General features: G+C 69.8%; 23 protein-coding genes. 18 read left to right on the top strand and 5 right to left on the bottom strand.

Features of this window, described 5'->3' with window-relative positions; all coding sequences use genetic code 11:
• Window positions 1–28: 28 nt before the first annotated feature.
• Genes HQ312_RS09525 through HQ312_RS09515 form a run of 3 tightly spaced genes read right to left on the bottom strand, consistent with a single transcriptional unit; the run spans window position 29 to window position 3,770 of the window.
• The gene (locus tag HQ312_RS09525) at window positions 29–2,116 is read right to left on the bottom strand and encodes a RecQ family ATP-dependent DNA helicase (RefSeq protein WP_222638441.1); all 2,088 of its coding nucleotides are present in this window, start codon (window positions 2,114–2,116) and stop codon (window positions 29–31) included.
• Entirely contained in the window at window positions 2,113–3,006 is an 894-nt protein-coding gene (locus HQ312_RS09520; RefSeq protein ID WP_222638440.1) for a ribokinase, read from the bottom strand. Before HQ312_RS09520 ends, HQ312_RS09525 begins: the two co-directional genes overlap by 4 nt.
• An 11-nt stretch (window positions 3,007–3,017) precedes the next feature.
• Complete coding sequence (locus tag HQ312_RS09515) at window positions 3,018–3,770, bottom strand: aspartate/glutamate racemase family protein (protein WP_027505679.1); 753 nt, start codon at window positions 3,768–3,770, stop codon at window positions 3,018–3,020.
• Between the two features lie 139 nt (window positions 3,771–3,909).
• Between HQ312_RS09515 and HQ312_RS09510 the strand changes: the two genes are divergently transcribed.
• From HQ312_RS09510 to HQ312_RS09465, 10 genes are all read left to right on the top strand, one after another.
• Window positions 3,910–4,323: a gamma-glutamylcyclotransferase gene (locus HQ312_RS09510; RefSeq protein ID WP_222638439.1), complete on the top strand. Its 414-nt coding sequence runs from the start codon at window positions 3,910–3,912 to the stop codon at window positions 4,321–4,323.
• Between the two features lie 3 nt (window positions 4,324–4,326).
• Complete coding sequence (alc, locus tag HQ312_RS09505; protein ID WP_222638438.1) at window positions 4,327–5,388, top strand: allantoicase; 1,062 nt, start codon at window positions 4,327–4,329, stop codon at window positions 5,386–5,388.
• Window positions 5,385–6,734, top strand: coding sequence for an allantoinase AllB (gene allB / locus HQ312_RS09500; RefSeq protein ID WP_222638437.1), 1,350 nt, complete (start codon window positions 5,385–5,387; stop codon window positions 6,732–6,734). Before alc ends, allB begins: the two co-directional genes overlap by 4 nt.
• Before the next feature lie 45 nt (window positions 6,735–6,779).
• Entirely contained in the window at window positions 6,780–8,096 is a 1,317-nt protein-coding gene (locus tag HQ312_RS09495; RefSeq protein WP_222638436.1) for an aspartate aminotransferase family protein, read from the top strand.
• A complete protein-coding gene (locus HQ312_RS09490; RefSeq protein WP_222638435.1) occupies window positions 8,093–9,571 on the top strand; it encodes an NAD-dependent succinate-semialdehyde dehydrogenase in 1,479 nt (492 codons plus the stop codon). Before HQ312_RS09495 ends, HQ312_RS09490 begins: the two co-directional genes overlap by 4 nt.
• Window positions 9,568–10,254 carry a GntR family transcriptional regulator gene (locus HQ312_RS09485; RefSeq protein WP_222638434.1) on the top strand — a complete coding sequence of 229 codons (687 nt, stop codon included), beginning with the start codon at window positions 9,568–9,570 and terminating at the stop codon, window positions 10,252–10,254. The genes HQ312_RS09490 and HQ312_RS09485 overlap by 4 nt, the downstream gene beginning before the upstream one ends.
• An 82-nt stretch (window positions 10,255–10,336) precedes the next feature.
• The gene (locus HQ312_RS09480) at window positions 10,337–11,521 is read left to right on the top strand and encodes a Xaa-Pro peptidase family protein (protein ID WP_027505686.1); all 1,185 of its coding nucleotides are present in this window, start codon (window positions 10,337–10,339) and stop codon (window positions 11,519–11,521) included.
• Between the two features lie 5 nt (window positions 11,522–11,526).
• On the top strand, window positions 11,527–12,753 hold the full coding sequence (locus tag HQ312_RS09475) for a PLP-dependent aminotransferase family protein (RefSeq protein ID WP_027505687.1): 1,227 nt from the start codon (window positions 11,527–11,529) through the stop codon (window positions 12,751–12,753).
• Window positions 12,750–13,952, top strand: a complete 1,203-nt coding sequence (locus HQ312_RS09470) for a M20 family metallopeptidase (protein ID WP_222638433.1) — start codon at window positions 12,750–12,752, stop codon at window positions 13,950–13,952. The genes HQ312_RS09475 and HQ312_RS09470 overlap by 4 nt, the downstream gene beginning before the upstream one ends.
• The gene (locus tag HQ312_RS09465) at window positions 13,949–14,935 is read left to right on the top strand and encodes a D-2-hydroxyacid dehydrogenase (RefSeq protein ID WP_222638432.1); all 987 of its coding nucleotides are present in this window, start codon (window positions 13,949–13,951) and stop codon (window positions 14,933–14,935) included. The genes HQ312_RS09470 and HQ312_RS09465 overlap by 4 nt, the downstream gene beginning before the upstream one ends.
• Here HQ312_RS09465 and HQ312_RS09460 read toward each other — a convergent pair.
• Complete coding sequence (locus HQ312_RS09460) at window positions 14,870–16,216, bottom strand: DUF3533 domain-containing protein (RefSeq protein ID WP_222638431.1); 1,347 nt, start codon at window positions 16,214–16,216, stop codon at window positions 14,870–14,872. The two genes, HQ312_RS09465 and HQ312_RS09460, sit on opposite strands and share 66 nt — an antisense overlap.
• A gap of 75 nt (window positions 16,217–16,291) precedes the next feature.
• Here HQ312_RS09460 and HQ312_RS09455 point away from each other — a divergent pair, with 75 nt between their 5' ends.
• Window positions 16,292–16,942 carry a TetR/AcrR family transcriptional regulator gene (locus tag HQ312_RS09455; RefSeq protein ID WP_222631545.1) on the top strand — a complete coding sequence of 217 codons (651 nt, stop codon included), beginning with the start codon at window positions 16,292–16,294 and terminating at the stop codon, window positions 16,940–16,942.
• A 34-nt stretch (window positions 16,943–16,976) separates the two neighbouring features.
• On the opposite strand, the gene HQ312_RS09450 is transcribed toward HQ312_RS09455, so the two are convergent.
• Window positions 16,977–18,080, bottom strand: coding sequence for an NADH:flavin oxidoreductase/NADH oxidase (locus HQ312_RS09450; protein WP_027505691.1), 1,104 nt, complete (start codon window positions 18,078–18,080; stop codon window positions 16,977–16,979).
• Window positions 18,081–18,236: 156 nt separating this feature from the next.
• Between HQ312_RS09450 and HQ312_RS09445 the strand changes: the two genes are divergently transcribed.
• The 7 genes from HQ312_RS09445 to octT are packed head-to-tail and all read left to right on the top strand — an operon-like array spanning window position 18,237 to window position 24,514.
• Window positions 18,237–19,514, top strand: coding sequence for a glutamate-5-semialdehyde dehydrogenase (locus HQ312_RS09445; RefSeq protein ID WP_222638430.1), 1,278 nt, complete (start codon window positions 18,237–18,239; stop codon window positions 19,512–19,514).
• Between the two features lie 19 nt (window positions 19,515–19,533).
• The gene (locus tag HQ312_RS09440; protein WP_222638596.1) at window positions 19,534–20,451 is read left to right on the top strand and encodes a MoxR family ATPase; all 918 of its coding nucleotides are present in this window, start codon (window positions 19,534–19,536) and stop codon (window positions 20,449–20,451) included.
• Between the two features lie 3 nt (window positions 20,452–20,454).
• A complete protein-coding gene (locus HQ312_RS09435) occupies window positions 20,455–21,897 on the top strand; it encodes a VWA domain-containing protein (protein WP_222638429.1) in 1,443 nt (480 codons plus the stop codon).
• Window positions 21,898–21,955: 58 nt separating this feature from the next.
• On the top strand, window positions 21,956–22,702 hold the full coding sequence (gene nadD, locus HQ312_RS09430) for a nicotinate-nucleotide adenylyltransferase (RefSeq protein WP_268788579.1): 747 nt from the start codon (window positions 21,956–21,958) through the stop codon (window positions 22,700–22,702).
• The gene (gene rsfS / locus HQ312_RS09425; protein ID WP_051613344.1) at window positions 22,699–23,154 is read left to right on the top strand and encodes a ribosome silencing factor; all 456 of its coding nucleotides are present in this window, start codon (window positions 22,699–22,701) and stop codon (window positions 23,152–23,154) included. The genes nadD and rsfS overlap by 4 nt, the downstream gene beginning before the upstream one ends.
• On the top strand, window positions 23,151–23,792 hold the full coding sequence (locus tag HQ312_RS09420; RefSeq protein WP_222630364.1) for a histidine phosphatase family protein: 642 nt from the start codon (window positions 23,151–23,153) through the stop codon (window positions 23,790–23,792). Before rsfS ends, HQ312_RS09420 begins: the two co-directional genes overlap by 4 nt.
• Window positions 23,792–24,514, top strand: a complete 723-nt coding sequence (gene octT, locus HQ312_RS09415) for a diglucosylglycerate octanoyltransferase (protein WP_027505697.1) — start codon at window positions 23,792–23,794, stop codon at window positions 24,512–24,514. The genes HQ312_RS09420 and octT overlap by 1 nt, the downstream gene beginning before the upstream one ends.
• The last annotated feature ends 47 nt before the right edge of the window (window positions 24,515–24,561 follow it).

Here is a 24,561-nt window from a genome sequence, read left to right as displayed (position 1 = left end):
ACCCGACCACCCGCGGCCGGCCTCCGGCCTACCCGCGACCGATCAACGCGAACGGAAGCACCGCATCGGCCCCCGCCTGCCGGAGCGCCCGCGCCGCCACGGTGAGCGTCCACCCGGTGTCGGTGGAGAGATCGAGCAGCAGGACGGGTCCGTGATGCGCCGTCAGATCGGGTGCCTCGAAGGCGTCCACCAACGAGGCGACGCGGAACGCGGAGTTCGCGCCCGAGACGGGCCGGGCATCGGGCCGACGGTGCAGAACGCCCAGTGGCTCCAGCCTGCCGACCCTCGCCAGACGCTCCCCGAGGTCGTTCAACAGCGCCGGTCGGGAGTCGCTCTCCATGACCATCAGCCCGGTGGGCCGCTCGTCCCACGTCCACTCTGCGAGGACCTTGATGCACGCGGCCTCCAACCCGTCGGGTGCCGGACCGTCCTCGCCGTCCGTCAGCGCGCGCAGGCGTGGTCCCCACACCGGGTCGGTGAGGCGGCCGAGGATGCGGCCGGTCTCCGGGCCGTCGCTGATCTTCCCCGACAGCTCGACGCCGACCTTCTTCAGTCCTGTCGGCCACTGCTTGCGGATGGCGAGGTCCAGCCCGGGTCGATCGAGACGGCGACGGGTCGACTCCACGTGATCGGCCGACACGTCCGCGGAGAGGTGCTGCCCGGTGCAGTTGTCGCAGCGCCCGCACCGGTCCGCCTCCGCATCCCCGGTGAGGGACGGATCGTCGAGTTGCCGGCGCAGGAACGCCATCCGGCACTCGTCGGTGCTCTGGTACTCGATCATCGCGCGCTGCTCGGACAGCCGTGCCTCGTCGAGTCGTTCGTAGCGCTCCCGGTCGTAGTGCCAGTGTTCCCCGGTGCCGAGCCAACCCCCCTTGACCCGCCGGACGGCACCGTCGACGTCGAGGACCTTGAGCACCATCTCGAGCCGAGTGCGTCCGAGCTCGACGAGCGGTTCGAGAGCCTGGGTGGACTGGGCGCGCTCGGTGTCCAGCACCTCGAGCACCCGACGTACGACGTGTTCGCGAGGGAAGGCGACGGACGCGAAGTAGCTCCAGATCTCCCGGTCCTCCGGACCGGGCAGGAGGACGACGTCGGCGCGCTCGGTGGCGCGACCCGCGCGGCCCACCTGCTGGTAGTAGGAGATGGGCGACGACGGTGCACCCACGTGCACGACGAACCCCAGATCGGGTTTGTCGAAACCCATGCCCAACGCCGAGGTCGCGACGAGCGCCTTCACACGGTTCTGCAGCAGATCCTGTTCCGCCGCTTCGCGTTCCGTCGGATCGGTCTGGCCGGTGTAGGCGGCCACCTCCATTCCTCGATCGCGCAGCAGCGCCGCGAGGTCGTTGGCTCCCGCGACCGTCAGCGAGTAGACGATGCCCGAGCCGGGCAGGGTCTCGAGATGGTCGGCGAGCCAGGCGATGCGCGCCGTCGGATCGGGGATGGTGACCACGGACAGGTGCAGCGACTCGCGCTGGAGACCGCCACGCAGGACGGTGGTGTCGGCCCCGCCGACACCGAGCTGTGCCGCGACGTCCTCGACCACCCGATCGTTCGCGGTGGCCGTGGTGGCGAGAACGGGGACCCCCTCGCGCAACTCGGCGATGAGCGACCTGATGCGGCGATAGTCCGGCCGGAAGTCGTGACCCCAGTCGGAGACGCAGTGCGCTTCGTCCACCACGACGAGCCCCGCGTCCGCGGAGAGCGAGGGCAGCACCTGATCGCGGAAGTCCGGATTGTTCAGCCGCTCCGGGCTCACCAGCAGCACATCCAGTTCACCGGCCGCGACGCGTGCGTGGACGTCGTCCCACTCGGTGACGTTGCCCGAGTTGATGGTGGCGGCGGTGACCCCGGCGCGCTCGGCCGCAGCGACCTGGTTGCGCATGAGCGCGAGCAGAGGCGACACGATGACGGTCGGTCCGAGCCCCTGCTCGCGCAACAGGCGTGCGGCGATGAAGTACACGGCCGACTTTCCCCACCCGGTGCGCTGCACGACGAGTGCGCGTCGATGATGGACGACGAGCGCCTCGATCGCCGTCCACTGGTCCTCACGGAGAACGGCATCGGGGCCGGCGAGGTCGGTCAGCAGCTCCTGTGCGCGCTCACGGGTACTCATGCGTCACGCGTCCCGGCGAGAGCCCGGTCGACCTCGGTGACGGTGGGAGCCGAGGACCCCGCGCCGTCGCGCGTGGTGGCCACGGCCCCTGCCGCACACGCGCGCCGAACCGCGGTGGCGGGGCCGTCGCGCCACGCGGCGGCCAGCGTGCCGGCGAAGACGTCGCCGGCGCCCGTGGTGTCGACGGCCTCGACGGCGGGCGAGGGATGGGCGGTGACGACGCCGTCGGCGCTGCGATGGCGGGCACCGTCGGCCCCCAGCGTGGTGACCACGTGCGGAATGCGGGCGAGTGCGTCGACCCCCAGGGCGTTCTCCTCGTCGCGGTTGACGATCGCGACGTCGACGAGACCCAGCAGATCGTCGGAGAGCGGTTGCACCGGTGAGGGATTGAGGAACACGAGCGTGCCGTTGGCCCGCGCGTGTCGCGCCGCCGCGACGACCGTCGCGACGGGCGTCTCGAGTTGGCACAGCAGGACGTCGGCTTCGGCGACGGCAGCCAGTTCATCCGCCGTGAGCTCGGTCAGGGTCTCGTTGGCACCGCCCACGACGACGATGGAGTTCTCCGCGGCGTCGTCGACCGTGATGACCGCGACGCCACTCGCGCCCTCGACCTCGCGCAGCAGCGACGCGTCGACCTCGGCCCCGACGAGGGTCTCGCGCAGTTCGAGCGCGAAGGTGTCGGAGCCGACTGCTCCGACGAAGACGACCTCGGCGCCGGCCCGAGCGGCGGCGACCGCCTGATTGGCGCCCTTGCCGCCGGGGGAGGTGCGGAACGCGCTGCCGAGGACCGTCTCACCCGGTGCGGGCAGCGTGGGGGTGCGGGCGACGAGGTCCATGTTGATGCTGCCGACGATGGTGATGCGGGGACGAGCGGTGTCAGGATCGGCCATGGTGCACGACACTAACGGGTGGTTCGGACACCCGAGCCGTCTCGACGAGCGGGCGGCCAGTCCACGAACGACTTGCTCCGCGGCGGCGCGAACGTGCGCACCTTGGACGTGCGGAGACCCTGCCGGACCAGCCCCTCGGCGACGGTGATCGCCGCGGTCACCCCGTCGACGACGGGAACGTCGACCCTGGCCCGCACGGCGGCGTCGAGACCGGACATTCCGCCGCACCCCAGGACGATCACCTCGGCTCGGTCGTCGCGCACCGCGCGCTCCGCCTCGTCGACGACGGCGCGCACCGCCGCGTCGGGATCACGGTCGAGGTCGAGCACCCCGAGGCCGCTGGCGCGGACCGACGCGCAGCGGGTGTGCAGGCCCGCGACGAGCAGTCGGTCCTCGATCAGCGGGACCGTGCGATCGAGGGTGGTCACCACCGAGTACGACCGCCCCAGGAACATCGCGGTGCTCGCCGCGGCCTCGGTGATGTCGACGACGGGAACGTCGAGCAGCTCCTGCAGGCCCTCGCGGCCGTGCTCGCCGTAGCCGGCCTGCACGACGGCGTCGAACGGTTCCGCGTACGCGCGAACGGTCTCCATGACCGCGACGGCGGCGAGGTACGACTCGTAGTTGCCCTCCACCGACTCGGCCCCGAACGCCGGCGTCAGCGCGACCACGGTGGTGCCCGGCGACGCGATCTCGCGGGCGCGCGCACCGATGGCCTCGGTCATGGATCGCGTCGTGTTGACGTTGACGACGAGGATGCGCACGGCAGCTCCGGAGTTCGACGGGAACGGGGTTCGGCGTCGCTCAGAGTAGACCCGCTCCGCAGGCCCGAAGATATATCGCGAACTCGGTTACGTTGGCAGCGCACGAGCGTGAACCGAACGAGAGGACCGGACCCACACCATGGCCGAACTGTTCTGCAACGGAGGCGCCATGCGTGGCGGCAACCTGCACCACAACGTCTCCAGTCACACCTTCCTCGGCTCGGTGCGGACGGCGCCGAACTACCGGTTCTTCGCGGTGCGCGACGAGTTCCCCGGCCTGCTGCTGACCGAGACCGGTGGCGCCTCCATCGCCGGTGAGCTGTACGACGTCCCGATGGAGAACATCCGCACCGACTTCCTGCCGGAGGAGCCCGTCGAACTCGAACTCTCGGTCATCGAGCTCGCCGACGGACGGTCGGTGATGGCCGTGGTGCTGCGACCGGGCCTGGTCGACTCGCTGTCCTCAGAGCTCACCGAGATCACGGATCTCGGTGGGTGGCGTGCCTATCGCGGGCTTCCCGATCCGGACGAGACCGTCTCCGCGGGAGCATGAGTCGTGTCCGCCGCTGCTGACTTCCTCCTCTTTCCCGATCTCGCCTCGCGCGCTCTGGGCGGGTCGGTGAGCGCCGCCAACGACGAGTTGTTCGCCCAGCGCGAGAACCTGATCAAGCCGACGGCGCCGTTCTTCGATCCGTCGGAGTTCGGCCACAAGGGCAAGGTGTACGACGGCTGGGAGACCCGCCGCCGACGCGACGACGGGCACGACTGGGCTCTCGTGCGGCTGGGTGCGGCGGGCATCGTGCACGGCGTCGTCGTGGACACCGCGTTCTTCCGCGGCAACTATCCGCCGTTCGTGTCGGTCGAGGCCGCGTCCGTCGAGGGCTACCCCTCCGCCGAGGAACTGTCGACGGTGCAGTGGCACACCATCGTCGAGAAGTCGCCGGCCGACGGCGACACGGCGAATCTGTATCCCGTGACCGACACCCGTCGCTGGACCCACGTCCGGTTGTCGATCTATCCGGACGGGGGAGTGGCGCGGTTGCGGGTGCACGGCGAGGTGGTGCCAGACCCGCGGTTCCTGACCGGAACGGTCGATCTGCTGGCGGCGGAACACGGTGGGCGGCTCGTGGAGTGCTCGGACGCGTTCTACGCGTCTCCGGCCAACATCATCCTGCCCGGCCGTGCCCGGAACATGGGTGAGGGGTGGGAGAACTCGCGTCGGCGAGGCGGCGGAAACGACCACGCGACGTTCGCTCTCGCTGTCGCCGGGGCGCCGCGGCACGTGGAGGTGGACACGTCGTACTACGTCGGCAACGCCCCGGGCTGGGTGCGACTGAGCACCGTCGACGATCGGGTCGCCGACGTGGCGGATCCGTCCGCGTGGGCCGAGGTCCTGCCGCGCACGGCGGTCCAGCCCGACACGCGGCACCTGTTCCTTCTCGACGGCGCCCCTGCCGCAACACATCTGCGCCTCGACGTCTACCCGGACGGGGGTCTGTCCCGGCTGCGGTTGTTCGGCGATCCGGACGAGCGTGGCCGCGTCGACGCGCGCGCCGCCTGGTGGGACGGGCTTCCCGCCGAACACCGCGCACTCCTCGCCGAGCAGGCCCCGGCATGAGCGCGTGGGATCTCGCGTTCCGCGCGCGCCGTGCGGTCGTGACCGCGGCCGACGGTTCCCGTACCGAGACGGCGTGCACGGTGGGGGTGCGGGACGGCCGCATCGTCGCCGTCGTGGGTCACGACGATCCCGTCGATGCGGACGTCGTCGTGGACCTGGCCGACGACGAGGTACTGCTCCCGGGCCTGGTGGACACCCACGTGCACGTGAACGAGCCCGGTCGCACCGAGTGGGAGGGTTTCGCGAGTGCGACGGCCGCCGCGGCCGCCGGGGGCATCACGACCCTGATCGACATGCCGCTCAACAGTATTCCGTCGACGGTCTCCACCGACGCACTCGACGTCAAACGAGCGGTGGCCGAGCCCGAGACTCGCATCGACGTCGGCTTCTGGGGTGGCGCCGTACCCGGCAACGTCCCGGACCTGCGCGCGATGCACGAGGCCGGTGTCTTCGGCTTCAAGTGCTTCCTGTTGCACTCGGGTGTCGACGAGTTCCCGCCTCTCTCGCCCGACGAGCTCGAGGAGGCGATGCGGGAGATCGCCTCGTTCGACGGACTGCTGATCGTGCACGCCGAGGACGCGCAGATCATCGCCGACTCCGAGAACGCCGGCGGCCGGGACTACGCAGGTTTCCTCGCGTCGCGACCGCGCGCCGCGGAGAACACGGCCATCGCCGACGTGATCGCGGCGTCGCGGCGGACGGGATGCCGCGTCCACATCCTGCACCTGTCGAGTGCCGACGCCGTGCCGCTCGTGGCGGCGGCGAAGAAGGACGGTGTGCGGATCACTGCCGAGACCTGCCCCCACTACCTGTCGTTCGCGGCGGAGGAGATCGCGGACGGGGCGACCCAGTTCAAGTGCTGCCCGCCCATCAGGGAGGCCGACAACCGAGACGCGTTGTGGCAGGCGTTGTCCGACGGCGTGATCGACACGGTGGTCACCGATCACTCGCCGTGCACCACGGAGCTCAAGCGGTTCGACATCGGCGACTTCGGTGTCGCGTGGGGCGGCATCGCCTCGCTGCAGGTGTCCTTGGCCGCCGTGTGGTCCGAGGCCCGTCGGCGTGGGCACTCTCTCGCCGACGTCGTCGGGTGGATGTCCGCGGCGACGGCTGCTCAGGTCGGACTGGAGAGCAAGGGCGCGATCGCGGTGGGCAAGGACGCCGACCTGGCGGTGTTCGCACCGGACCAGGAGTTCGTGGTGCACGCGGAGGAACTGAGGCACAGGAATCCGGTGAGTGCGTACGACGACCGCACGGTGACGGGCTGTGTGCGCTCGACCTGGCTCGCCGGACGACGCATCGATCTCGACGGTCCACCGCAGGGAAGGCTGCTGACGCGCGGCTGATTGCAGATTGTTGACAATCGGACGATCGTCCTCGACAGTGAGGGCATGACTGCAGCAGCATTCGTGCCTCGAACAGCCGACGCCTCCACCGGTGCTCACACCGCTCGGCTGTCGCCCGCCCTGAAGCAGGCCACACCCATCGTCGTGGATCACGCGTCGGGAAGTTGGATCACCGGGACCGACGGGCGCCGCTACCTCGACTTCACCACGGGTATCGGCGTGACCAGCACCGGACACTGCCATCCGCGCGTGGTCGCGGCGGCGCGCGAGCAGGTCGGCAAGATCATCCACGCGCAGTACACGACCGTCATGCACACGCCTCTGCTCGAGTTGACCGAGAAGCTCGGCACCGTCCTGCCGGTCGGCCTGGACAGCGTGTTCTACGCCAACTCGGGGTCCGAGGCCGTCGAGGCGTCGATTCGTCTGGCGCGCATGGCCACCGGCCGCCCGAACATCATCGCGTTCCACGGCGGCTTCCACGGTCGCACCGTCGCCGCGGCGACACTCACCACAGCCGGGACCAAGTTCCGGTCCGGCTTCGCTCCGATGATGGGCGGCGTCCACATCGCGCCGTTCCCGTACGCGTTCCGGTACGGCTGGGACCTCGACACCGCGGTGACCTTCGCCTTGCGCGAGCTCGACTACCTGCTGCAGACCGTGTCCGCCGTCGCCGACACCGCGGCGTTCATCATCGAGCCGGTCCTGGGCGACGGTGGTTACCTTCCCACCCCGCCGGCGTTCCTGGACGGACTCCGAGAGCGAGCCGATCGGCACGGCATCGTGCTCATCGTGGACGAGGTCCAGGCGGGAGTGGGCCGCACGGGGAAGTTCTGGGGTCACCAGTTCTCCGATTCCACCCCGGACGTTCTCATCACGGCCAAGGGTCTCGCCAGCGGCTTCCCGATCTCCGCGATCGCCGCCTCGACCGCCCTCATGAGTACCGCCCTGCCGGGATCGCAGGGCGGCACCTACGGCGGGAACGCGGTGGCCGCGGCGGCCGCCGTCGCCACGCTCGACGTGGTCGAGGACGAGGGCCTGGTGGAGAACGCCCGTCTGCGCGGGGAGCAGCTTCTCGGTGGACTGCGTGAGATCGCGGCTCGGCACGACGAGATCGGAGATGCCCGCGGGCTCGGTCTGATGGCGGCATTCGAGTTCGTCGACGACGCCGGGGACGCCGATCCGGGCGCCGCGCTCGCTCTGCAGAAGGCAGCTCTGGACCGCGATCTCCTGTTGTTGACGTGCGGTGCGCTGGGCAACGTGGTGCGCATCATCCCGCCCCTCGTGGTGACGCGGGACGAGGTCGAGCTGGGACTCGAGCGCATCGCGGAGGCGTGCGACGCGGCGCTGGGAGTTCGGTCGTGACGACGACGGTCGACCGACCCGTGCCGGTGGCCGATCGCAGCATTCTGATCGGTGGTCGTTGGCGGGACGCGGTGGACGGCCGCACGTTCGACGTCGAGAACCCTGCCACCGGCGAGACCATCGCGCGCGTCGCCGACGGGGGGCCTGCCGACGCCGCTCTGGCGCTCGATGCCGCGAGCGCCGCCCAGTCTGCGTGGGCGGCGACGTCGCCGCGGGAGCGGAGCGTCGTGCTGCGCCGTGCGTTCGACCTCGTGGTCGAGCGGACGGAGGACCTCGCCGCCGTGATGACCGCCGAGATGGGCAAGCCGCTCGCCGAGGCGCGCGGCGAGGTCGCCTACGCAGCCGAGTTCCTTCGCTGGTTCTCCGAGGAGGCCGTCCGCATCGCCGGCGATCACACCCTGACCGGCGACGGGTCGACGCGCATGGTGGTCACACGAGTACCGGTGGGACCGTGTGTGCTGGTGACGCCCTGGAACTTTCCGCTGGCCATGGGTGCCCGCAAGATCGGGCCCGCTGTGGCAGCCGGATGCACCATGGTGTTCAAGCCGGCCGAACAGACACCGCTCACCTCGCTCGCTCTGGCCCGCATCTTTCAGGAGGCCGGACTGCCGGACGGCGTCCTCAACATCGTCACGACCTCGGACGCGGGTGGCGTCGTCGAACCGTGGTTGCGCAGCGGCGTGGCTCGGAAGCTGAGTTTCACGGGCTCCACCGCCGTCGGCAGGCTGTTGCTCGGCCAGGCGGCGTCCACCGTCATGCGGACGTCGATGGAACTGGGCGGGAACGCGCCCCTCGTCGTCTGTGCGGACGCCGATCTGGGGACGGCGCTCGACGGAGCCTTGATCGCCAAGATGCGCAACATGGGGGAGGCCTGCACCGCCGCCAACCGGTTGTTCGTCCATCGGTCCGTCGTCGACACCTTCGCGGAGCAGCTGACCGCGCGGATGGCCGAGCTGACCGTGGGAGACGGTGCGCACGAGGGTGTCCGGGTCGGCCCGCTGATCGACGCGGAGGGCCGCGCGAAGGTGCAGCGCCTCGTCGACGACGCGGTGAGACTCGGCGCGCGGATCCTGACCGGCGGTGCCACGCCGGAGGGGCCGGGATACTTCTACCCTCCGACGGTCCTGGTGGACGTCCCACCCGACGCCGAGATCGTGCACACCGAGATCTTCGGGCCGGTCGCCGCGATCATCACCTTCGACGACGAGGACGAGGTGGTGCGCATCGCCAACGACACCGAGTGGGGTCTCGTGGGCTACGTGTTCACTCGCGACGTCGACCGGGCCTTCGATCTGGGCGAGCGTCTCGAGGTGGGCATGGTCGGCCTCAACACCGGGCTGGTGTCCAACCCCGCGGCACCCTTCGGCGGGGTCAAGCAGTCCGGACTGGGACGTGAGGGCGGGCGTCTCGGCATCGACGAGTTCCTCGAGGTGAAGTACTTCGCCGTGCCGCGTCGGCCGGGGCGGACGCTGTGACGGCCACTCGACGGCTGACGCCCCTCGACGCCCGCACCACGTCGACCGTCATCGCGGACCAGTTGCGCGAGCGCATCATCGACGGATCGTTCGCACCGGGGGAGCAGGTCCACGAGGCGACGGTCGCGACCGAACTCGCCGTCTCCCGCGGACCCGTTCGTGAGGCGCTGCAACGGCTGAGTCAGGAGGGGCTGCTCGTCTCCTTCCGCAATCGCGGCGTCTTCGTCGTCGAGCTGGGTGAGTCCGACGTCGCCGAGATCTACCAGGCGCGCGCGGCCATCGAGATCGGTGCCGCGTTCACCGTTCTGCAGCGTGGTGACTCCGGACGCGTCGCGGACGCGTTGTCGCGCATCGTGGTCGAGATGCAGCCGGCCATCGACCGGGGCGACTGGCGGTCGGTGGCGGAGCGGGATCTCGCGTTCCACACCGCACTGGTCGCGGCGACGGGCAACAGCCGGATGGGCCGGATGTACGCGACGCTCGCCGCCGAGGCCCGCATCTGTATGGCCAACCTCGAGACCGCGTACCACCGGCCCGACGCGTTGATCGAGGAGCACACGCTGCTCGTCGATCTGCTGCGAACGCAGGACTGGGCCCGGCTCGAACCTGCTCTGCGCGAACACATGGACACCGCCGTGCACGATCTGACGGCGTCGCTACGTGAGTCGGCGGAGACCGCGTAGTCACTCGCGCTGCGCCCGTGGGTGCGAGCACCTACGCTCGCTCCAAGAACCCGGATACTCTCGAAAATGTCAGGGGTACAGCATGATCGACACGATCAGTACGGCCGAACACAGCTCCCGCCTCGCTGCCGTGCGTGCCGTCATGGCCGAGCGGGGTCTCGCGGCGCTCATGATCACCGATCCGTCGAACATCTACTATCTGACGGCCTACAACGCCCTGTCGTTCTACACCCCGCAGGTGCTCTTCGTGCCGGCCGAGGGCGACATGTTGTTCTTCGCCCGCGCCATGGACGCGCACGGCGCCTCACGCACGTCGTGGCTTCCCGACGACCAGGTGTTCGGCTATCCGGAGACCCTGGTGCAACGGCCGGACACCCATCCCTTCGTCTGGGTGGCCGACACGCTGCGCGGACTGAGCCTGGTCTCGAACTTCGAGCACGGCCAGGTGGGGCTCGAGATGGACTCCTACTACTTCAGCCCGAAGGCGTTCGAAGCACTCGTGAAGTGCCTGCCGGAGTACCGGTTCGTCGATTCGCGTGAGCTGGTGAACTGGGTGCGATCGGTGAAGTCGGACACCGAGATCGAGCTGATGCGCGGGGCGGCGGCGATCTGCGAGAGCGCCATGGCGACCGCGATGGACGCGATCGCCGTCGGTGTGCGCCAGTGTGACGCCGCCGCGGCGATCTCCGCGGCGCAGGTACGCGGCACGGACGACTTCGGCGGCGACCACCCGGCCATCGTTCCGATGCTGCCCACCGGTGAGGGTGCGGACACCCCGCATCTCACCTGGACCGACCGGCCGTTCCGGGACGGGGAGTCGACCGTGGTGGAACTGACCGGGGTGTTCCGCCGCTACCACGTCCCGATGGCGCGGACGGTCTCGCTCGGGCGACCGGACCCGCGCATGGCCGGTCTCGCCGCCGCCACCGACGACGCACTCGGAGCCGTGCTCGCGGAGATGAGGCCCGGAGTGCAGACCAGTGACCTCGCGGCGACGTGGAACCGTGAACTGGGCCGGGCGGGATTTCACAAGCCTTCCCGCATCGGGTACTCGATCGGCATCGCGTACGCGCCGGACTGGGGCGAGCGCACCATCAGCCTGCGCAGCGACGACGCCACGATCCTGCAGCGCAACATGACGTTCCACGTCATCGGCGGTATGTGGCTCGACGGTTACGGATACGAGGTGTCCGAGTCCGTGGTGGTCACCGACACCGGTATCGACACCTTCACCGCCTACCCGCGATGCCTGACAGTCAAGGAGTGACGGACATGCACGCACAGACGTACGAGACGACCACGCTTCCGTGGGCGCTGCGCACCGATCACCTCGTCGGGTCGATGATCGACTCGTCGACCTCGCTGCTCGCCGCGCAGAAGCACGACATCGTGCGCTTCGCCATGGGATCGCCAGCCGCCGAGGCGGTTCCGCACGCGGCGATGGCAGAGATCGCGGGCCGGGTCCTGACCGCAGATGCCTTCGACTACGGTGCGACAGAGGGTGATCCGGCTCTGATCGAGCAGCTGGTGGCCTTCTGCGACGCCTTCGGTGAACCGACGTCTCCCGATCGGTTGGTCATCACGTCGGGTGGCATGCAGGGGCTCGATCTCGCGTGCACGCTGTTCGTCGACCCCGGCGATCTGGTGATCGTCGAGAGCCCGACGTACACGAACGGCACCGCGACCGTGCTCAGCTACGGTGGCGACATCCTCGAGGCGCCGATGGATTCCGACGGGCTGATCGTCGAGGCGCTTCCCGAGTCGGTCGCCCGCGCGGGCCGACTGCCCACGATGATCTACACCATCCCGACGTTCCAGAATCCGTCCGGGACGACCATGTCGCTGCCGCGCCGACTGGCGCTCCTGGAACTCGCCCGCGAGTGGGGCGCCGTGGTGCTCGACGACGACCCCTACGGCCACCTCCGCTTCCAGGGAGATCCGGTTCCGAGCCTGCGAGCGCTCGCTCCCGACGACCCGCTCGTGTTCTCCGTACGCACGTTCTCGAAGCTCATCGCCCCCGGTCTGCGCGTCGGGTGGGTGGACGCGGACCCCGCCGCTCGCCGGTTGATCATCAACGCGAAGCAGGCGATGGACACGTGCACCAACGTGCCGAACCAGCGGATCGTGGCCGAGTTCCTGCGACAGGGACTGCTCACCGAGCACCTGGCGTCCCTCGCGGACATCTACCTGCCCCGCAAGATCGCGATGCAGACGAGCCTGGAGCGGCACCTCGGTGGGAGGGTGCGCACCACCGATCCCGAGGGCGGCTTCTTCCTGTGGGTCACGCTGGTGGGTGACGATGCCGCAGTGGACACGCGGCGGCTGTTCGAGATCGCACTCGCGCACGGTGTCGCCTTCATCCCGGGTCCGGCGCTGTCCGCGAACGGCCTCTTCGGCGATGCGATGCGACTGTGCTTCGCGTCCTCGACGCCCGAGCGCATCGACGTCGGGGTGCAGCGGTTGGCGGGTGCGCTGGACGCGGCCCGAGCCGAACTGTGACGGCGGCCGACCTCCAGCAGGATCGCGCGTCGACCGACGTCGCGACGGTCGAGCGGATCACGAGAGCGCTGATCGACGCCGGTCCCGACGAGTCCGCCGTGGTGGCCGAGATCTGCCGCATCGCAGAGAGTCTCGGTCTGCAGACCGTCGTCACCGACGCGTCGCCGGAGCGGCCGAACGTCGAGGTGGTCCTTCCCGGCGAGCCCGGCCCGGGCCTGCTGTTCCTCGGACACTCGGACGTGGTGCCCGCCGGGGAGGGCTGGACCGGGGACCCGTTCCGCTCGCGGGTGCACGACGGTCGGATCGTGGGACGCGGCGCCTGCGACATGAAAGGTGGTCTCGCCGCGGTACTCGCCGCGATGGGGTCACTGGCCCGGCGCGGTGTGGTCCCGGCGCGCACCGTGACACTCGCCTGCGTGGTGGACGAGGAGGACACGGGCCTGGGCATCCGGGCATGGGTGTCCGACCGTACCGACCAGACCGGCCGGCCTCCGGCCTTCAGGGTCGATGACGGCCGGCCTCCGGCCTTCACGGGATGCGTCGTGGCGGAACCCACGGCCGGCACCGTGATCGTCGGGTGCCGCGGAGCGGCGAACATCGTGCTCACCGTCACCGGTCGGAGCGCGCATGCCGGCCGGCCCGAGAACGGTCGCAGTGCCGTGGTCGCGGCGGCCCGCCTCGTGGGCGAGATCGACGGGCTGCACGCGGAACTGGCCACCGTGCCGCACCCGGTGCTCGGCGCCGCGTCGTGGAACGTCGGCCGGATCGACGGTGGGACCGGACCGTCGATCGTCGCGGGCCGCTGCCGGCTGGAGATCGATCGTCGCCTGCTGCCGGACGACGACGTGGACGCCGTCGTCGCGGACCTGCTCCGCCGGGCCGGCCTCGTCACGGATCTGGACGTCGACGCGTACGTCGAGATGGAGATGCCGGGATTCCTCACCGACGAGTCGAGCCCGCTCGTCGAGTCGGCGCTGGCGGCGCTGCGATCCACGGGTGCGCCGGACCCGTCGACCGCGGTGTGGACGGCGTCCTGCGACGGGGGGTTCGTCGCCCGTGACCTCGGAGTGCCCACCATCGTGCTGGGTCCCGGTGATCTCGAGGCGCAGGCCCATCAGCCCGACGAGTCCGTGGACCTGCTCGAGGTCGCTCGCCTCTCCCGGGCCTACGCTCGACTGATGACGGAGCAGCGACCGTGAGCCCCTCCCGCACGAACGGCGGAGCGAGGCCGATCATCACAGTCCTGCACGACGGACTCCTTCCCGACCGGGTGCAGGAACTCGACACCTCGTTCGAGGTGCGGCATGCCACCGCCGACACGTTCGGCGATGCGGTCGACGGCGCGCAGGCGGTCCTGCTGTGGGACTTCTTCTCGTCGGCGCTCCGGGACCAGTGGTCGCGCTGCTCCGCACTCGAATGGGTGCACGTCGCCGCAGCAGGGGTGGACAAGCTGTTGTTCGACGACCTCGCGGCGTCCGACGTCGTGGTGACCAACGCGCGCGGGGTGTTCGACGTGCCGATCGCCGAGTTCGTGCTCGCGTCCGTGCTCGCTCTGGCGAAGGACGTGCGCGGCACCGTCGAACTCGGCCGGCAGGCGCGATGGTTGCGCCGGGAGACCGAGAACATCGCGGGGAGTCGAGCTCTGGTGATCGGCACGGGCAGTATCGGCCGGGCCACGGCGCGCATGTTGCGTGCCGTCGGTATGGATGTCGCCGGGGTCGGACGGACGGCTCGCACGGGTGATGCGGATTTCGGAACCGTCCACGCCAGTGCGGATCTCGCGTCGGTGGTACCCGGCGCCGACTACCTCGTTCTCATCGCACCGCTGACACCGTCGACACGGGGCATGGTCGGCCGCGACGTACTCGCGGCGGCCGATCCCGGCGTGCGCGTGATCAACGTGGGTCGTGGCGAACTGCTCGACACCGACGCGCTGGTCGACGCTCTGCGCAGCGGCCACGTCGGGGGAGCTGCCCTCGACGTGTTCGACACCGAGCCGTTGCCACCCGAGCACGTGCTGTGGACCCTCGACCACGTGCTGCTGACCGCACACATGAGCGGTGACACCGTGGGGTGGCGCGACCGGCTCTACTCCGGCTTCGCCGACAACGCAGAACTATTCGCCGCCGGCCGACCGCTCCGCAACGTCGTCGACAAGTCCCTCGGGTTCGTCGCCGGGTGACCCGGTGACCGCGGGCGTCCGGTCGTATCCCTTGCGGTCGTAGATCGCGATCACCAGAGCGCCGAGGACCAGGCCGATGACGAGCCCGAGCAGCGTCATGCCGAGTCCGTGGGCGAGACCCGAGTTCCAGCGTGAGTCGAAGTACAGGATCGAGCGCACGGCGAGATACACCTGATGCATCGGTTCGAATTGCGCGAGCCACCCGAAGAGCGCAGGTGACGCCTGGATCGGGATGGTGGCGCCGGCGGACGGCAGTCCCAGGATCACGAAGACGACGAGGTTGAGGATCAGCCCCGGAGTGCCGAAGATCGACAGCACCGACACCGCGGTGATCCCGACGGCCGAGATCGCCAGCACTCCGAAGAGCCACAGGCCCAGCGCATTCGGGATCGGCATGCCCAGTGCGGTGGCGATCGCGACGTAGAGACCGGACACCACGAACCCGATCACCACCATCGTGAGCCATTTCGCGGCGAGCACGCGCAGGCGACTGTCGGTGGATCGGCGACGCTGCAGGAAGGTGGGGCCGAACTCGAGCGGCACGAAGCCGAGTGCGCTGTCGACGAGAGCGCTGGCGATCATCGCGCCGGTGAAGCCGGCGAGCACGAGCAGCAGGGCGTAGTAGAAGGCGGACAGCCCGAGCCCCGTGCCGTCCGGAAGTGGGTCGTAGGGAGTGACGACGATGTCGACCGGCGCAGCCAGTGTGAGGGCCGCGGCCCCGGAGAGGGTGGCGCCCGCGGGCAGTGCCTCGGTCACTTGCGTCGTGAGTCGTTCTCCCAGAGTGCCGTTCGCGGAGTCGAGCGCCGTGTCGCCGATGGTGGTCATGAGGGAGGAACCGAGTGTGCCGGCACGCGGATTGGTCATGATCGTCACGATGGGTCGCTCGATGTCGCCCGCCACGACGGAGGCCTGCGTCAGGATCGACACTCGTTTGGTGAAGTCGCTCGGCACGACGATCGCGCCGTAGACGTCGCCGTTCGCGAGGAGGTTCTGCGCCTCCGCGATACCGACCTGCTTCAGATCGATCTTCTCCGCGTCGATGCCGTCCGCGATGCCCTGGCCGATCTGCTGCCCCAGGTTCGCCTGCTCACCGTTCGGCAGCACGTCGCCCTCGTCGCTGACCACCAGTGCCACCGGGAAGTGGCGGAGGTTCTCCTTGGGGTCGAGGATGCCGCCGAGGTACAGCGCCGCGAGCAGCGACATGACGACGGAGACCGCGACGACCGGCAGCACCCAGGTGGTGGGGCGCCGGAATGCGGGCGCAGCGGCTTCGGGGGACATGGCGGGCCTTCCGTCGGCAAGTTCTCGGGTGACCGATACACATCTGTATCGTCTCGTTCGATACGATAGTGCATCATGGCGGCGACTTCAGGCAACGTGACCGCGAGAACAGGCAGGACCGCCACTCGCAGCAGAGCGCAGACTCGGGAGCGAGTGCTGGACGGCGCCCTCGAGGTGTTCGTCGAACGGGGTTTCGGGCGATCGACCCCGGAACAGATCTGCGAGCGAGCGGGATTCACTCGCGGAGCGTTCTACTCGAACTTCTCGTCGATGGACGAGGTCTTCCTCGAACTGTGGACGCGACAGGCGTCGGGACTGATCACGCGGGTACGCGGAGTGGTCGACGCCCTGGAGTACGACGCGTCCGACGGGCGGTCCTTCGAGGAGATCGTCGTGGCAGCGCTGAGCGGACTGGTCGGCGACGTGTCGTGGCACGTACTCATGGCGGAGTTCGGCGCCCACGCGGCGCGGAACCCGGGGCTGGCGGCCGTGGTGACCGGGCACCGGGCCGCGCTCCGTGACGCCCTGCGTCCCATGATCGTTCACGGTCTCGCGATCCACGGGCGCGAGGTGGCGGTGGACGACGACACCCTCGGTCGGGGTGTCGTCGCCGCCTACGAAGGAGCGATGGCCCAGGCGATGATCGAGCCGGCCAACCCGGTACCCGCGCGACTCGCCCTCGAGCTCGTGGCCGCGGTCATATGGTCGTTCTCGCGCGAGCGCTGACTCCGCACATGGTCGTTCTCGCGCGAGCGCTGACTCAGAACGCCCGCTCGTACTGCGGAGGTGTGGCCGGGGTGATGTCCGCGCCGAGCTCGCGTGCCGCACGACGGGCCCAGTAGGGGTCGCGCAGCAGTTCGCGCGCCAGGAACACGGCCACGGCCTCGCCGGACCCGATGATGTCCTCGGCCTGCTTGGGCTCGGTGATCAGTCCGACAGCGGCCGCGGGGATGCGCGTCTCGCTCTGGATGCGCCGGGCGAACGGCACCTGGTAGCCGGGTTCGACGGGGATGGACGCCTTCGCGACGTTGCCACCCGTGGAGACGTCGACGAGGTCGACACCGTGATCCTCGAGCTGCTGGGTGAGCAGAACGGTCTGGTCGGGCGTCCAGGCCTCGGAGTCGACGCCGCGCTCCTCGCCGGTCCAGTCGGTCGCGGACACGCGCACGAAGACGGGCTTGTCGGCCGGCCACACCTCGCGGATCGCGTCGACCACGCGCAGGGTCAGGCGGATACGACCCTCGAAGCTGCCGCCGTACTCGTCGGTCCGGTGGTTGCTGGCCGGGGACAGGAACTGGTGCAGCAGGTAACCGTGCGCCGCGTGCACCTCGGCCACGTCGAAACCGGCGGCCAGCGCGCGTACCGCGGCGGAGCGGAAGTCGTCGACGACCTTGTCGATGTCCGCGGTCGTCATCTCGCGCGGAGCCGGGTAGTGGCCGAACTCGACAGCGCTGGGTCCGACCGTCTCCCACGCGAGGGAGTCGTCCGCCGCCAGCGGCTTTCCGCCACGCCACGGTGCGTCGGTGGACGCCTTGCGACCTGCGTGGGCCAACTGGATCGCGGGCACACTGCCGTGCTGCCGGATCTCGGTGACCACCTCGGCCAACGCGTTCGCCTGCTGGTCGTTCCAGATGCCGAGGTCCCACGGCGTGATGCGGCCCTCTGGGCTCACCGACGCCGCCTCGGTCATCACCAGGCCGACGCCGCCGACGGCACGCGAGACGAGGTGAGTCCGGTGCCACGGTGTGACCGCGCCCGTCGAGGGTCCCTCCGCGTCCGCCGAGTACTGGCACATCGGCGACATCCACACCCGGTTGGGGAAGGTGACCTCACGCAGGGTCAAGGGCTCGAACAGCAGGCTCACAGTCATCTCCTCGTCTCGTCCGACACGCGCGCCGTCCACGACGACAGCGCTCAGGATGAACGAACAATTCGGCCGGGCGATCATTCCCGTCGGCCGGATCGTCCCGGGTGCGCTCGGGCGTACGGGCTGGTGGGAGCGTGACCTACCCTGGACGGCGTGACTGCCACCACCAGCGCCGAGGTGTCCACCCCCGATGCTCTCGAAGCGGACGTGCACGCCGCTGCTGCCCGCGCCCGGGTCGCCGCGCGCGCGCTCGCTCTGCTGACGACCGCGCGCAAGGACGACGCGCTGCACGCCGCGGCGGACGCCGTCCTGGCCTCCGCCGACGCGATCCTCGCCGCCAACAGCGAGGACCTCGCACTCGCCGAGGCGTCCGGCACTCCGCCCTCGCAGCTCGACCGACTGCGGCTGACCCCCGACCGCATCGACGGCATCGCCGCCGGACTGCGCCAGGTGGCGTCTCTGCCGGATCCCGTGGGGGAGCTCCTCGAGGGTCGGACCCTGCCCAACGGACTCGAGATCCGGCAGCTCGCGGTGCCGCTCGGCGTCGTCGGCATGATCTACGAAGCCCGGCCCAACGTCACGGTCGACGCGTTCGGGCTCACTCTGAAGTCGGGCAACGCCGTCCTCCTGCGGGGGTCGTCCTCCGCCGCGCGATCGAACGCCGCGCTGGTGGGCGTTCTGCGGGCGGCCCTGTCGGCGCTGGACCTTCCCGCCGACGCCGTCCAACTCCTGTCCAGCGAGGATCGCGCGACGGTCACGCACCTCATCCGGGCTCGCGGACTCGTCGACGTCGTCATCCCGCGCGGTGGGGCCGGCCTCATCTCGGCGGTGGTGCGCGACGCGACGGTGCCCACCATCGAGACCGGTGTCGGCAACTGCCACGTCTACGTGCACGCGTCCGCGGACCTCGACATGGCCGAGCGCATCCTGCTCAACGCGAAGACACGTCGAGTGAGCGTGTGCAACGCCGCGGAGACGGTGCTGATCGACGCCGCCGTGGCCGACGTGGCGGTGCCGCGTCTGGTGCAGGCGTTGTCGGACAACGGCGTACGTGTCCACGGCGATCTGCCCGGTCTCGTTCCGGCCACCGAGAACGACTGGGCCGACGAGTACCTCTCCGACGACATCGCCCTCGCCGTCGTCGACGACCTGGATGCCGCCGTCGCGCACATCGACAGGTACGGCACGGGACACACCGAGGCGATCGTGGCATCGGATCTCGCTGCCACCCGGGCGTTCTCGGCTCGGGTGGACGCAGCGGCCGTCATGGTCAACGCCTCCACCGCGTTCACCGACGGTGAGCAGTTCGGCTTCGGAGCCGAGATCGGCATCTCCACCCAGAAACTCCACGCCCGCGGCCCGATGGGGCTGCGGGAACTCACCTCGACCAAGTGGATCGTGCAGGGCGACGGGCACATTCGTCCGGCCTGACCCGCTCCACCACACTCGAATCACCGACTGTCTCGAACCATCCGAAGGGCCCGGCGTGACGCAGACGTACTCCGACATCGTTCCGTTCTTCTCCGACGTCGACGACGTGGCGACCCGCCTCGCCGCCACGGGGTACCTCGCCGACAAGGCGACCGCCACGGCGGTGTTCCTCGCCGATCGTCTGGGCAAGCCGCTGCTCATCGAGGGCCCAGCAGGCGTCGGCAAGACGGAGCTGGCTCGCGCCGTCTCGCAGGCCGCGGGAGCCGAACTGGTCCGCCTGCAGTGCTACGAGGGCGTCGACGAGGCGCGGGCACTGTACGAGTGGAACCACGCGAAGCAGATCCTGCGCATCCAGTCGAGTTCCGGCGCGGGGTGGGACGAGACACGCCACGACGTGTTCTCCGAGGAGTTCCTGCTGTCGCGGCCCCTGCTCACGGCGATCCGTCGATCGGATCCCACCGTGCTGCTGATCGACGAGACCGACAAGGCGGACATCGAGATCGAGGGCCTGCTCCTCGAGGTGCTCAGCGACTTCGCGATCACCGTGCCGGAGCTCGGCACCATCTCGGCGACCCGACGGCCGTTCACGGTGCTGACCTCCAACGCGACACGCGAGTTGTCGGAGGCGCTGAAGCGTCGCTGCCTGTTCCTGCATCTCGACTTCCCGGACGCCGACCTGGAGCGGCGCATCCTGGCCAGCCGGGTCCCGGAGCTGCCGGAGGCGATGGCCGAGCAGATGGTGCGCATCGTGCAGGTGCTGCGGGACATGCAGTTGCAGAAGCTGCCGTCGGTCGCCGAGACCATCGACTGGGGCCGCACCCTGTTGGCTCTGGGCATGGACGAGGTGAGCGACGCGGCCGTGCGGTCGACGCTCGGCGTCATTCTCAAGCACCGCTCCGATCAGGACCGCGCCGTCGCCGAACTCCGACTCGGCTGACCCGTGACCGGGACGGTGGACATCTCCGGCATCCCCGCACACCTGGTGGGGTTCGTGGAGGCGCTGCGTCGCCGCGGTATCGACGTCGGCCCGTCGGAGACGGTCGACGCGGGCGCGGTGCTGGCCGTTCTCGACATCCTCGATCGGGAGGTGGTGCGGGAGGGTCTCGCGTGCGCGCTGGTGCGCCGACCCGGCCATCGACCCGCGTTCGACGCGCTCTTCGATCTGTGGTTCCCGGCCGCGATCGGTGCGCGGACCGACGACGAGGAGAACACGGTCGGCCCGCCTCTCGCCGAGGACGGCACCGTCGATCTCGACGCTCTGAAACACGTGCTGGCGGAGCTGCTCGCGGACGGTTCGGCGGAGGCCATGGCGCAGGTCGAGCGCCTGGTGGGCGACATCGTCGAGACCTACGGCAAGTACAGCTCCAGCCGCGGCGAGTCGTTCTCGGAATACCAGACGCTGCGCACGGTGGAGCCGTCGACGCTGCTGGCGAAGATTCTCGACGGACTGATCGGCCGCTCCAGCGGTCCCGGTGCACCCACGACCGGCGAGTTCGAGTCCGAACTGGCCCGTCGGACGGCCGCGGTCCGCATCGCGGAGTTCCGGTCGATGATCGAGAAGGAGACCCGTCGCCGCACGGCCGAGGTGCTGGGCAAGGAACGGGTGGCGTCCTACGGCGTCCCGCGCCTGGCCGAGGACGTCGACTTCCTCCGCGCGTCCGAGTCGGAACTGGCGGCCCTCCGCAAGAACGTCGCTCCGTTGGCGCGGCTCCTGGCGAGCCGACTGGCGGCCCGTCGACGGCGGTCGCGAGCGGGGTCGATCGACCTGCGGCGCACCCTGCGCAAGTCCTTGTCCACGGGCGGCGTCCCCATCGACCTGGTCAACCGCAAGCCCCGCACCGCGCGGCCCGAACTGGTGATCTTCTGCGACGTCTCGGGATCGGTTGCCGGCTTCAGCCAGTTCACCCTGCTGCTCGTGCACACGTTGCGCGAACAGTTCTCCCGAGTGCGTGTCTTCGCGTTCATCGACACCGCCGACGAGGTGACCCGGTTCTTCGACGCCTCGGCCGGACGCGCGTCGCTCGCCGAGTCGATGTCGCGCATGATCGCGGAGTCGGAGCTGATCACCTACGACGGCCATTCCGACTACGGACACTCCTTCGAGACCTTCACCGCGCATCACCTCGATGCCATCGGTCCTCGGGCGTCGTTGTTGATCCTGGGCGATGCCCGCACCAACTACCGCGATCCGCGCACCGAGTCCCTCGCCCGAATGGTCACCGTCGCCCGGCACGCGCACTGGCTCAACCCCGAGCCGAAGGCGCAGTGGGGGACCGGCGACTCGGCCGCCGACGTCTATCGGCGGGTGATCTCGATGCACGAGTGCCGGTCGGCGGCGCAACTGGCCGAGGTCGTGTCGCGGCTCCTGCCCACGGGATCCTGACGTCTCTCGGTTCGGCCGAATCCTCTGTTCGGGGCAGGTCCACGTAGAGTCGTCACTCGTGCAGGAACCGACGACGCCGCCCGAGGGCCGACGCCCGCGACGTCTCGGCGTCATGGGTGGCACGTTCGACCCCATTCACCATGGGCACCTCGTGGCCGCCAGTGAGGTCGCCGACCGGTTCCAGCTCGACGAGGTCGTCTTCGTTCCCACCGGCCAGCCCTGGCAGAAGCAGGACCGGACGGTGAGCCCGGCGGAGGACCGCTACCTCATGACGGTCGTCGCCACCGCGTCGAACCCTCGCTTCTCGGTCAGCCGCGTCGACCTCGACCGTGCCAAGCCGACGTACACCGTCGACACGCTTCGCGATCTCGCCGACCAGCATCCCGGTGACCAGTTGTTCTTCATCACCGGGGCCGATGCTCTCAGCAGCATCATCGGGTGGCAGAACTGGCAGGAACTGTTCGAGCTGGCCCGCTTCGTCGGCGTGTCCCGCCCCGGGTACGAACTGGGTGCCGACCATCTGGCCGAGTACCTCGATCGGTTGCCGAAGGACGTCCTGACCCTCGTGGAGATCCCGGCTCTGGCCATCTCGTCCACGGAATGTCGACGGCGTGCCGCCGAGAACCGTCCCGTCTGGTACCTCGTGCCGGACGGCGTCGTCCAGTACATCTCGAAGCGGGACCTGTACCGACCCGCCGGGGAGGAGCGTCACGACGGCATCGCGACCGTCTCCGAGCCCGCACCCCAGCACACCGGCACTTCCGCCACCACCGCATCAGCCCTACCAGGAGAGAACACCACGTGAGCGCTACACCCGAGGCCATCAGGGTCGCCAGCATCGCCGCACTCGCGGCGGACGAGAAGCTCGCCGCCGACGTCATGGCCCTCGACGTCTCCGACCAGCTGGTCATCACCGACTGCTTCGTCATCGCGTCGGCACCCAACGAGCGCCAGGTCAACGCCATCGTCGAGAACATCGAGGAGAAGCTCCGCGAGGCGGGCAGCCAGCCCGTTCGTCGTGAGGGCACCCGCGAGGGCCGATGGGCACTGCTCGACTACGTCGACGTGGTCGTCCACGTGCTCCACAACGACGAGCGTCACTTCTACGCCCTCGAGCGTCTGTGGAAGGACTGCCCGGTCCTCGAGATCGAGGGTCTCGGAGCCACGGACACCTCGACGCAGTACGGCACCGACGATCACGGTGTCGACGACGCCCTGGACCACGGTGTCGATCGCGTCACCGAACCGGACGAGTGACGTCCGTTCGTCGGTTGGTGCTGCTCCGGCACGGTCAGACCGAGTACAACGCGGCCTCGCGCATGCAGGGTCATCTCGACACCGACCTGACCGAGCTGGGTCGCACACAGGCCGAGGTCGCCGCTCGAGCGTTGGCATTGCTGCAGCCACACCGCATCGTCTCGTCCGATCTGCGACGGGCACACGACACGGCGACCGCGCTCTCGACGGCCACGGGTGTTCCCGTCGAGCTCGACGAGCGGCTCCGCGAGACGCACCTCGGTGACTGGCAGGGGCTGACGCACCTCGACGTCGACGACGTCTCACCCGGCGTCCGCGAATCGTGGCGCGCCGACGCCGCGTTCCGTCCGCCGGGCGGCGAGTCGCGCGTGGACGTCGCCGAGCGCTCTATGCCGCTGATCCAGGAGCTGCTGAAGGACCCGGAGTGGACCACGGCGCCCGTCGTCGTGGTCGCCCACGGTGGAACCATCGCCGCGCTCACGGCCGCACTGCTCGATCTGCCGGTCGACCGGTGGCCGGTGCTCGGGGGACTGGGCAACGCCAGCTGGGTGCAGGTCGCCGGACACGGAACGGACGACGTCTCCTGGCGCCTGGACGTGTGGAACGCGACGGCCGCCGTGGCGGGTGACGTTCTCTGATGTCCGCCGCGGATCGCCCGGTCCTGCTCGTCCTCGCGGACTCGCTCGCGTACTACGGTCCCGAGGGCGGACTGCCGGCCGACCATCCCCGCATCTGGCCCACCCTCGTCGCGCGCGAACTGGGCTGGGACGTCGAGCTCGTCGGCCGCATCGGCTGGACCTGCCGCGACGCCTGGTGGGCACTCACCCAGGATCCCCGTGTGTGGGCGTCGATACCGCGTGCCGGGGCGGTGGTCCTCGCGACCGGCGGGATGGACTCGTTGCCGTCACCTCTGCCGACGGCCCTGCGGGAGCAGATCCGCTACGTCCGACCGCCCATCCTGCGGCGCGGTGTGCGCGCCGCCTACGGGTGGCTGCAGCCGCGGCTCTCACACCTGGGCCGTCCGGTGGCCCTGCCGCCGCATCTGAGTGTCGACTACCTCGAGCAGATCCGCGCCGCCCTCGCGGCAGTGCGTCCGGAGATACCCGTCATCGCGACGCTCCCGTCGGTGCATCGATGCGACGCCTACGGACGAGTGCACACCGGCCGCGAACCAGCGGTGCGCGCGACTACGGCGTGGGCGGTGGGACACGATCTCCCGCTCGTCGACCTCAAGGCGGCCGTCGAGGAGAACATCGTGTCCGGGAACGCGAATCCCGATGGTATTCACTGGGGTTGGGACGCACACGTGCGCGTGGCCGAGTCCGTCGTCGCTGCCGTGCGCGCCTCCGCCCGCATCTGATCCACAGGGTCGTGGCGGTCCACAGATGAGCCCGGCGGCGGCTCGTC

The organism is Rhodococcus sp. BP-316 (assembly GCF_019836105.1).
Classification (GTDB): domain Bacteria; phylum Actinomycetota; class Actinomycetes; order Mycobacteriales; family Mycobacteriaceae; genus Rhodococcoides.
This window is presented reverse-complemented; position numbering and strand designations above follow the sequence as displayed.